Annotated in this window: 12 protein-coding genes; 4 read left to right on the top strand and 8 right to left on the bottom strand. The window is 72.0% G+C overall.

Going from position 1 to position 9,178, the window contains the following annotated elements; translation table 11 throughout:
• Window positions 1-103 precede the first annotated feature (103 nt).
• Window positions 104-673, bottom strand: coding sequence for a hemerythrin domain-containing protein (locus DZF91_RS33095; protein WP_117360981.1), 570 nt, complete (start codon window positions 671-673; stop codon window positions 104-106).
• Between the two features lie 312 nt (window positions 674-985).
• Here DZF91_RS33095 and DZF91_RS33090 point away from each other — a divergent pair, with 312 nt between their 5' ends.
• Together DZF91_RS33090 and DZF91_RS33085 are read left to right on the top strand one after the other, a co-directional pair.
• On the top strand, window positions 986-2,191 hold the full coding sequence (locus DZF91_RS33090; RefSeq protein WP_117360980.1) for a hypothetical protein: 1,206 nt from the start codon (window positions 986-988) through the stop codon (window positions 2,189-2,191).
• Between the two features lie 191 nt (window positions 2,192-2,382).
• The gene (locus DZF91_RS33085) at window positions 2,383-3,408 is read left to right on the top strand and encodes an ATP-binding protein (RefSeq protein ID WP_117360979.1); all 1,026 of its coding nucleotides are present in this window, start codon (window positions 2,383-2,385) and stop codon (window positions 3,406-3,408) included.
• Between the two features lie 64 nt (window positions 3,409-3,472).
• Here DZF91_RS33085 and DZF91_RS33080 read toward each other — a convergent pair whose 3' ends face one another.
• The 3 genes from DZF91_RS33080 to DZF91_RS33070 all read right to left on the bottom strand — a co-directional run bounded on the left by DZF91_RS33080 (window position 3,473) and on the right by DZF91_RS33070 (window position 5,508).
• A complete protein-coding gene (locus tag DZF91_RS33080; RefSeq protein WP_117360978.1) occupies window positions 3,473-3,859 on the bottom strand; it encodes an SCO5389 family protein in 387 nt (128 codons plus the stop codon).
• Between the two features lie 168 nt (window positions 3,860-4,027).
• Window positions 4,028-5,053 (bottom strand): ACR3 family arsenite efflux transporter, encoded by a 1,026-nt coding sequence (arsB, locus tag DZF91_RS33075; protein WP_117360983.1) that lies wholly within the window; start codon window positions 5,051-5,053, stop codon window positions 4,028-4,030.
• A gap of 140 nt (window positions 5,054-5,193) precedes the next feature.
• Entirely contained in the window at window positions 5,194-5,508 is a 315-nt protein-coding gene (locus tag DZF91_RS33070; protein WP_117360977.1) for an ArsR/SmtB family transcription factor, read from the bottom strand.
• A 91-nt stretch (window positions 5,509-5,599) separates the two neighbouring features.
• Here DZF91_RS33070 and DZF91_RS33065 point away from each other — a divergent pair, with 91 nt between their 5' ends.
• Complete coding sequence (locus tag DZF91_RS33065) at window positions 5,600-6,034, top strand: arsenate reductase ArsC (protein ID WP_268915994.1); 435 nt, start codon at window positions 5,600-5,602, stop codon at window positions 6,032-6,034.
• Window positions 6,035-6,056: 22 nt separating this feature from the next.
• Here the strand turns inward: DZF91_RS33065 and DZF91_RS33060 are convergent, their stop codons facing one another.
• On the bottom strand, window positions 6,057-6,410 hold the full coding sequence (locus DZF91_RS33060; protein WP_199487067.1) for an ArsR/SmtB family transcription factor: 354 nt from the start codon (window positions 6,408-6,410) through the stop codon (window positions 6,057-6,059).
• Window positions 6,411-6,499: 89 nt separating this feature from the next.
• On the opposite strand from DZF91_RS33060, the gene DZF91_RS33055 reads away from it, so the two are divergent.
• Window positions 6,500-6,982 (top strand): ArsI/CadI family heavy metal resistance metalloenzyme, encoded by a 483-nt coding sequence (locus DZF91_RS33055; RefSeq protein WP_117360975.1) that lies wholly within the window; start codon window positions 6,500-6,502, stop codon window positions 6,980-6,982.
• A 107-nt stretch (window positions 6,983-7,089) separates the two neighbouring features.
• Here the strand turns inward: DZF91_RS33055 and DZF91_RS33050 are convergent, their stop codons facing one another.
• The 3 genes from DZF91_RS33050 to DZF91_RS33040 all read right to left on the bottom strand — a co-directional run.
• Entirely contained in the window at window positions 7,090-8,034 is a 945-nt protein-coding gene (locus DZF91_RS33050) for an ABC transporter substrate-binding protein (protein WP_117360974.1), read from the bottom strand.
• A gap of 17 nt (window positions 8,035-8,051) precedes the next feature.
• Complete coding sequence (locus DZF91_RS33045; RefSeq protein ID WP_117360973.1) at window positions 8,052-8,909, bottom strand: ABC transporter ATP-binding protein; 858 nt, start codon at window positions 8,907-8,909, stop codon at window positions 8,052-8,054.
• Window positions 8,906-9,178, bottom strand: a 273-nt coding sequence (locus DZF91_RS33040) for an iron chelate uptake ABC transporter family permease subunit (protein ID WP_147341505.1), incomplete at its 5' end; no start/stop codon positions are given. The genes DZF91_RS33040 and DZF91_RS33045, both read right to left, overlap by 4 nt.

Below are 9,178 nucleotides of genomic sequence, written 5' to 3'. Positions count from 1 at the left end.
CGCCCCCCGCCCCTCGGCGGGGGGCGGACGGGCAGGGCTGGACGGGCAGGGCTGGACGGCGCCGACGCGACCGTCGGCCTCCCCGGGCTCGTGCCGCCGCCGCTCAGCTCTGGCGCGCGTCGCGGATCATGTCGCGGACGCGGTCGGCGATGGCGACCATGGGCCCCATCAGCGCGTTCTTCGCCGCCGACTCGGTCCCCGGATGCGGGTGGGTGGGGGCGGTGGCCTGCGCGGCGCGGATCGCCGCGGCGAAGCCCTTGAGCTGGGCGGGGCTGAACTGGTCCTTGAGCCGGTCGAACTCGTAGCGCTCCTCGGCGCGGGCGTGGGTGAGCACGTCCACGCGCAGCGCGTCCAGCTTCGGCAGGAACCGCGGGTCGTCGGTGTCCATGCCGTCCAGCTCGGACAACGCCTCCTTCGCCGCGCGCTCCTCGGCCAGCCGGTCGTCGACGATCCCGTCGCCGCCGGGCAGGCTCCGCGCGGACGGGTGGACGATCTCCTCCTCGGCGGTCTCGTGCACCGCGAGCAGGCGCACGAGTTCCTGGAAGGCGTCCTTCCGCGCCTGCCCGTCGGAGTTCTTCACCTCGTCGAACAGGTCCCGGATCCGGCCGTGCTGCGCGCGCAGCAGATCGACGACGTCCTCGGTGTTCTGTGCGTCGGTGGGCGTGGTCTGCATATCGGTCCTCGCTGCTCGGACTTTCTCGGACGTGCTCGGTTCCGCTCGGCCTCGCTTGGAGAATGGCGCGGGAAAACGGCCCCGTGACCCGGTCGGATCCACGTCGGCGGCACGTGACGGCAGCCTCCTACCCGAGCGCCGATCGCCTAAGCGACCCCTCATGAGTCCTTGCGAAAGGTCTGCCCGTCGCGTTGCCTACCAGGCTTCCCGCAAAGGTCTTCCAATGAAGTGGACAAAAGGAGTGCAGTGCGGAAGAGACCGGGTAGCACAGCGGGCACTGTCCCAATCGGCTCCCACAGAAGGACGTGCCCGGTGGCATTCAACCCGCTCGAACACCGCGGAATCCCGCTCGACGACCAACTCCGCGACTGGGCCGAGCTCGACGTCGCACCCGTCGACCCGGACGACGCCGATCCCTACACCAAGTGCCGCATCATCACGATGAACGGCATCGAGGTGGAGGCGATCATGTTCAGCCACCACATGGCCCGGGTCTGCCCGGACCTGGCGGTCAAGCAGCAGCTCGCCCGCGTCCGGTACATCGAGGCGCAGCAGCAGAAGGTCGTCAACTGGCTGCTGCCGGGCCAGGCGTCGGTGCTGGAGACCACCCTCAGCTACGAGCAGGTCGCGGTCGACCTGACCGGCTGGGTCGCCCGCCAGGAGCCCGACCCCTACCTCAAGCAGGCCTACGAGTTCGGGCTGCTGGAGGACTTCGACCACCTGTACCGGTACGCCAACCTGTACGAGATGATCGAGCACCGCAAGGCGGAGAAGATCGTCGACCAGCTCACCGAGGTCATGCCCGGACGCCCCGGCCACCTCCAGCACCGCGACCCCATGGACAACGTCCGCGAGCCCTACGACCGCACGGCCGCGGCCCCGCTGTCCAAGCTGCACGCGCTGACCATCATGTCGGCCGAGCAGCAGACGATGAACTTCTACATGAACGTCGGCCCCATGTACATGGAGCCGATCGCGCGCCGGCTCTACCAGGAGATCGGGCTGGTCGAGGAGGAGCACGTCACCCACTACGAGTCCCTCGTGGACCCCGGGGAGACGTGGTGGGAGCGGCTGGTCAACCACGAGTACAACGAGTGCTACCTGTACTACTCGTTCATGCAGACCGAGACGGACCCGCGCATCAAGGGCATCTGGGAACTGCACCTGAACATGGAGCTGGAGCACCTGCGGCTCGCCTGCGACCTGATGCGCCGCCACGACGGCCGCGACCCCGAGAGCGTCCTCGCGCCGGCGCTCCCCGAGCCGGTCACCTTCGAGCCGAACAAGCGGCTCGTCCGGGACCTGCTGGCCACCCAGATCGACTACACCACCCTCGGCACCGGCTACGTCCAGGACATGCACGAGCGGTTCGAGCGGATGCAGCAGCGGATCAACGCCGCCCGTCCGCCGCAGGAGCTCGTCATCGACGAGCACCGCGACAAGTTCGGCGACGAGTACCGCCTCGCCACCGACGGCCCGCATCCCGTCGAGAGCCTGCGCGACAAGCCCGCCGGCTGACTCGGCCAGGCGCCGGCCCGACCCGACCCGGCCTGGCCCGGCCTGGCCTGGCCTGGCCTGGCCTGGCCAAGGAGCAAAGCGGGTGATCGGCGACAGAGCGGCACGGTCCGCTGTTCGGCGGCGCGGGCGCGCGGGGGGATGCCAGACTCGGTCCGGAAACGGTTTTCAGTTTCAGGACGGAGGCATCACTCGTGAAGGTCGCGTTCGTCGGCAAGGGTGGCAGCGGCAAGACCACCACCTCCTCGCTCTTCATCCGCCACCTCGCCGCCGAGAGGGCGCCGGTCGTCGCGATCGACGCGGACATCAACCAGCATCTCGGCGTCGCGCTCGGGATGACGGAGGAGGAGGCCGCGGACGTCCCGGCGCTCGGGGCGCATCTCGCGGAGATCAAGGAGTACCTGCGCGGGGAGAACCCGCGGATCGCCTCGACGGCCGAGATGGTCAAGACGACGCCGCCGGGGCGCGGCTCGCGGCTGCTGCGGTTCGACGGCCACGACCCCGTCCACGCGCTGTCCCGGCAGGTGGACGGTGTCACCTTCATGGCGACCGGGCCGTTCGACGAGAGCGACCTCGGCGTGTCCTGCTACCACGGCAAGACCGGCGCCATGGAAATGTACCTCAACCACCTGGTGGACGGTCCGGGCGAGTACGTCGTGGCCGACATGACGGCGGGCGCCGACACGTTCGCGTCCGGCCTGTTCACCCGGTTCGACCTCCTGTTCCTGGTGGTCGAGCCGACGCGCAAGGGCGTGGCGGTCTACCGCCAGTACACCGGCCACGCGTCCGACTTCGGCGTCCGGATCGCGGTCGTCGGCAACAAGGTCCAGACCGCCGGGGACGAGGCGTTCCTCCGCGAGCACGTCGGCTCCGACCTGCTCGCGGTCATCGGGCACCAGCCCGCCGTGCGCGCGATGGAGCAGGGCCGTCCGTTCACCCTGGACGCGCTGGACGACGCGACGCGCAAGGTGCTGCGCCGCCTCCAGGACGAGGTGGACGCCCAGTCCAAGGACTGGGACCGGTACCAGCGGCTGGCCTGCGAGTTCCACGTGCGCAACGCCGAGAGCTGGGCGAACAAGGCGGTCGGGGTGGACCTCACCCGGCAGATCGACCCCGGCTTCCGGCTCGGCCCGGAGGCCGCGGCGTCCACGGGCACGGGCGCGGCGGCCACGGGGACGGGCGCGGGGGCGCCCTCGGGCTGGATCGCGGGGACCCCGTGATCCGGGCGCGGCGAGGCCCCCACGTCCGGGCGGAACATGGGGGCCTCGTCGTGCTGGTCGCCGGTCAGCAGTTGAGCAGCGTCGGGTCCTGGTTGAGCAGCTGGGCCTCGGGCGAGACGAACCGCCGGTAGGCGTCGTCGGCGTCCTTCCGGAAGACGGCGGGCTTGCAGCAGTTCTGGAACGCCAGCCGCACGCCGAAGTGCTCCTGGATCGCGTTCCGCATCGAGTCGCTGGAGAACATGCGGAACATCTGGCCCCACTCGTCCTCGGTCTCGGGGACGAGCGTGTTCTGGACGCTCTCGGCGTCGGTGCTCCTCATCTCCTCCACCAGCCGCGTCACCATGGCCCACGCGAACGGCAGCGAGTCGGCGACGCACTTGAGGAACTCGTCCTGGCCGACGGCGCCGGCCTCGGCCTTGGCGAGCAGTTCGGGCGATACGTTGAGCGACATGTCGCACCTCCGCCTTGGACGCTAGGCAGGCGATCACTGTCCGTCCATCCCCGGTCGCACAGAACTAACCGAGGGGCAAGGCCGGGGTTGCCGGAGCAGCCGTCCCGGACGCGGCCCCGCGACGTCGCGTCCTGGAACGGGCTGTGCGCGCTCGGGGGTCCGGGGTGGTCAGGCGCGGGTGTGCGCTCGAGCGCGGAGCCAGAGGGAGACGTAGACGAGCGCGACCAGCACGGGGACCTCGATGAGCGGGCCGACGACACCGGCGAGCGCCTGGCCCGACGTGACCCCGAAGGTGGTGATGGCGACGGCGATCGCCAGCTCGAAGTTGTTGCCCGCCGCCGTGAACGCGAGGGTCGCGGTGCGCGGGTACGGCAGCCCGACGGCCCGGCCCAGGGCGAACGAGCCGCCCCACATGACCGCGAAGTACACCAGCAGCGGCAGCGCGATCCGGGCGACGTCCGCGGGCCGGGACGTGATGGTGCGCCCCTGCAGCGCGAACAGGACGACGATCGTGAACAGCAGCCCGTACAGGGCGACCGGGCCGACGCGGGGGAGGAACCGGTCCTCGTACCAGGCGTGGCCGCGGCGCTTCTCCCCGACGCGGCGGGTCAGGTACCCGGCCAGCAGCGGGACGCCGAGGAACACCAGGACGTTCACCACGATCTTCCCGGTGGAGAAGTGCAGGTCGTCGGTGGCGAGGCCGAGCCATCCGGGCAGGACGGCCAGGTAGAACCAGCCGAGGACGCCGAACGCCAGCACCTGGAAGACCGAGTTGAGCGCGACCAGGACGGCGGCGGCCTCGCGGTCGCCGCAGGCCAGGTCGTTCCAGATGACCACCATGGCGATGCAGCGGGCCAGGCCGACGATGACCAGCCCGGTGCGGTAGGCGGGCAGGTCGGGCAGGAAGGTCCAGGCCAGCGCGAACATCACCGCCGGACCGACCAGCCAGTTCAGCGCCAGCGAGGACGCCATGAGCCGCCGGTCTCCGGTCACGGTGTCGAGCCGGTCGTAGCGGACCTTGGCCAGCACCGGGTACATCATCACCAGCAGGCCGAGCCCGATCGGCAGCGAGACCCCGCCGACCTCCACCTTCGACAGCGCGCCGTCCAGGCCGGGGACGGCGCGTCCGAGCAGCAGCCCGGCCGCCATCGCGGCGATGATCCACACCGGCAGGAACCGGTCGAGCGTGGACATCCTGCCGACCAGGCCGCCCGCCGGGCCGACGCCGCCGCCGGGAGCGGTGCGGGCGGCCGGGTCGCGGCCGGTGGCCGAGTCAGGGGCGGTGGCCGAGTCAGGGCCGGTGGCCGGATCGGGGGCGGGGTGGCTGGTCCGGGTCACGGGCAGGCCCTCCGGACGTCGCTGTTCCTCGTCCGCTCGGCCGCGTCGGCGAGGTCGGCGAGGCGTTCGGCCAGCGCGCGGACGGGTTCGGGACGCAGCCGGTAGTAGGTGAACCGGCCGTGCGGCTCGGGCTCCACGAGCCCGGCCTCGCGCAGCGCCCGCAGATGGTTGGAGACGTTGGTCTGCCGGGCGCCGGTCTCGGCCACCAGGTGGCAGGTGCACAGCGCCTCGCGGGCGAGCAGTTCCACGATGCGGGCGCGCAGCGGGTCGGCCAGCAGCCTGGTCACATCATTCTCGACTGACATCACCATAGGCTGATACGTTAGCAGGCGGTCCCGCGAGCAGGCCACTGACCAGGCGAAACGGCGACCCGACGCGCGAACGATCCAGCAGGAGGCCCCCGTGCCCGACCCGTCCGCCACCGGGCGCGACACCCGGCCGAGCGTGCTGTTCGTCTGCGTGCACAACGCCGGACGCTCCCAGATGGCCGCCGCCTACCTGCGCCGTCTGGCGGGCGACGCCGTCGAGGTCCGGTCCGCGGGGTCGGCCCCCGCGAGCGAGGTCAACCCCGCCGTCGTCGCCGCCCTCCGCGAGGACGGCATCGACATCGCCGCCGAGACGCCCAGCCTGCTGACCGCCGACGACGTCCGCGCGTCCGACGTCGTCATCACCATGGGCTGCGGCGACGCCTGCCCGGTCTTCCCCGGCAGGCGCTACCTGGACTGGACGCTCGACGACCCGGCGGGCCGCGGCCTGGAGGCCGTCCGTCCCATCCGCGACGAGATCCGCGCGCGCGTCGAGGCCCTTGTCGCCGAGCTGACCTCTCCCCCAGCCTGACCTCGCCGGACGGTCGGGGCGGTCAGGACGGGGCGGGGGCGGCGAAGAGGCCGGAGAGGCGGGTGAGGGCCGCCGGAACCGGGCGGTAGTACACCCACGTCCCCCGGCGCTCGCCCGTGATCAGCCCCGCCTGCCTGAGGACCTTCAGATGGTGCGAGATCGTCGGGCCGGTCAGATCGAACGGGCCGGTCAGGTCGCAGACGCAGACCTCGCCGCCGGACGCCGCGGCGATCATGTTCAGCAGCCGCAGCCGGACCGGGTCGGCCAGCGCCTTGAACACTCTGGACAGCTCGGCGGCCTCGTCCTCCCCCAGCAGCGGGCCGCTCAGCGGCGCGCAGCACCGGTCCGCGGTCACGTCCTCGATTCCCAGCGACATCGACATGCCTCTAATTTGACATCCATCTATGCAGGGAGCCAAACTCGGGGCATCCGCTGATTAGATGTTCATCGAAACAAGGAGGGGCCATGTCCCGCGTCCAGCTGGCTCTGCGCGTGTCCGACCTGGAGGGCTCGATCGCCTTCTACACCAAGCTGCTCGGCACCGGCCCCGCCAAGCTCCGTCCCGGCTACGCGAACTTCGCCGTCGCCGAGCCGCCGCTCAAGCTCGTGCTCATCGAGGGCGAGGACGGCGAGCCCACCCGCCTGGACCACCTGGGCGTCGAGGTCGAGGAGACCGCGCAGGTCACCGCCGCCACCGAGCGGCTGACCGCGGCCGGCCTGGTCACCCTGGAGGAGAACGACACCTCCTGCTGCTACGCCGTGCAGGACAAGGTGTGGGTCACCGCCCCCGGCGGGGAGCCGTGGGAGGTCTACGTGGTGAAGGGCGACGCCGACACGCTCGAGAAGGCGGCCGACGCGGCGTGCTGCACCCCGGCCACCGGCGCCTCCGCCTCCACCTCCACCTCCACCGACGCCGACAGCGCGGCGGCGGGCTCCGGGTGCTGCTGAGCCCGAACACGTGAAGGCCCCGCACGACGCGAAGCGACTCGTGCAGGGCCTTCACGCGGGTGGCCGGGGCCTTCGTGTGGGCCGCCAGGGGCGTGCCCCCGAGGGGGCTACTTCTTGGCGAGCGGGGTGAGGTTCGTCTGGAGGTCGTCCAGGATCTTGCCGGCGGCGGTGACGCCGATGCCGGTCATCCAGATCTCGTCGTCCACGACCTTGGTGTGCCCGGCCCTGACTGCGGCGAGGCGCTTCCAGAGCGGCCCGGCGGTGGTCCTGGCCTGGGCGTCCGCGGCCTTGGCACCGTAGGCGGCGACGAACACGAAGTCGCCGTCGGCCTGGTCGACGCGCTCGGGGCTCAGCGGCGCGAAGCGCTTGTCGGCCTTGTCCTTGAGCAGCTGGGCGTCCGGACGGGACAGGCCGGTGTCGTGCAGGACGATGCCGGAGAACGAGTCCGGGCCGTACTGGCGGATCTCGTCCGGCATGAACCGGATGACGCTGACCTTCAGCCTCGCCGGGTCGCCGAACGACTTCCCGACCTGGCGGGCGCGGTCCTCGTACGCCTTGAGCTTCTGCTCGCCCTCGGTCTTCTTCCCGACGGCCTCGGCGTCCAGCAGGAAGTTCTGCTTCCAGGTGACGCCGACCTGCGCGGTGAACACCGTCGGGGCGATCTTGCTGAGCTGGGAGTAGTACTTCTCCATCCGGAACTTCGAGCCGAGGATCAGGTCCGGCTTGAGCGCCGCGATCGCCTCGACGTCCGGCTGCTGGGTGGTGCCGACGCTCTTCACCTTGGCGAACCCGGGACCGAGGTACCGGGGCATCCCGGCCTGCTGGTCGGGGACGGTCGCGCCGGCCGGGGTGAGGCCGAGCGTGGCCAGGGTGTCCACCTTGTCGGTGTCCAGCACGACGATCCTCCTGGGCGCGTCGGGGACCTTCGTCTCCCCCATCGCGTGCTTCACCACGTGCGTCGCCCCGGAGGCCGACGAGTCGCCCGAGCCGCCGCAGGCGCTCAGCGCCAGTGCAGCGGCGGCGGCGACCGCCAGTCCCTTCGTGAGCCTCATCCGACGTCCTCCTTCGTTCAGGCCGGGGCGTCCGGCACGATCATGGGCGCGCCCGTGACGGGGCAGGGGACGACGACCCCGCCGAGGCCGAACACCTCGGCCAGGCAGTCGGCGTCCATCACGTCCGCGGGAGCGCCCCGGCGCACGACGGCGCCGTCCTTCATCACCACCAGGTGGTCGGCGTACCGGCACGCCTGGTTGAGGTCGTGCAGGACGGCCACGACCGTGTGGCCGCCGGTGCGGTTCAGGCGCCGCAGCAGATCGAGCACCTCGATCTGGTGGGCGAGGTCGAGGTAGGTGGTCGGCTCGTCCAGCAGCAGGGCGTCGGTGTCCTGCGCGAGGGTGAGCGCGATCCAGACGCGCTGCCGCTGGCCGCCGGAGAGCGCGTCGACCGGGCGGTCCCGCAGGCCGGTGAGGTCGGTGAGGGCGAGGGCGCGCTCGACGGCCTCGGTGTCGGCGGCGCTCCACTGCCGGAACCAGCGCTGGTGCGGCTGGCGTCCGCGCGCGACCAGGTCGGCGACCGTCAGGCCCTCGGGCGTCACCGGCGACTGCGGCAGGACGCCGAGGCGGCGCGCCAGCTCGCGGGTGCCGGTGCGGTGCACGTCGGCGCCGTCGATCAGCGCGGCGCCGCCGCGCGGGGTGAGCAGCCGGGCGAGGGTGCGCAGCAGCGTGGACTTGCCGCACGCGTTCGGGCCGATGACCACGGTGAACGCTCCGCCGGGAAGTTCCAGGTCCAGCCCGGACAGGATCGTCCGGTCGCCGTACCCGACGGTCAGGTCGCGGGCGGCGAGCGTGACCGGCGGCCGGAGGCGGGCGTCGGGCGTACCCGGCGGCTGCGCGCGGGGAGCGGTCGCCGGGTCGGAGGTGTCGGTCATCGGTTCTTCCTCCGGACGAGCAGCCAGAGCAGGTAGGGGCCGCCGAGCGCGGCGGTGAGGACGCCGACCGGGAGCTGGACGGGCGCGAACGCCGTCCGGGCGACCAGGTCGGCGACGACGGTGAGGAGCGCGCCGGTGAGCGCGGCGCACAGCAGCGGCGGGCGGTCGGCGCGCAGCAGCCGGCGGGCGAACTGCGGCGCGGCGAGCGCGACGAAGTCCACGGCGCCCGCCTGGGACGTGGCGAGCGCGGCGAGCACGACGGCGACGAG

It is taken from the genome of Actinomadura logoneensis, assembly GCF_003428695.1.
Lineage (GTDB): Bacteria > Actinomycetota > Actinomycetes > Streptosporangiales > Streptosporangiaceae > Spirillospora > Spirillospora logoneensis.
The sequence above is the reverse complement of the archived record's forward strand: the minus strand, read 5'-3'. Positions and strand labels throughout refer to the sequence as shown.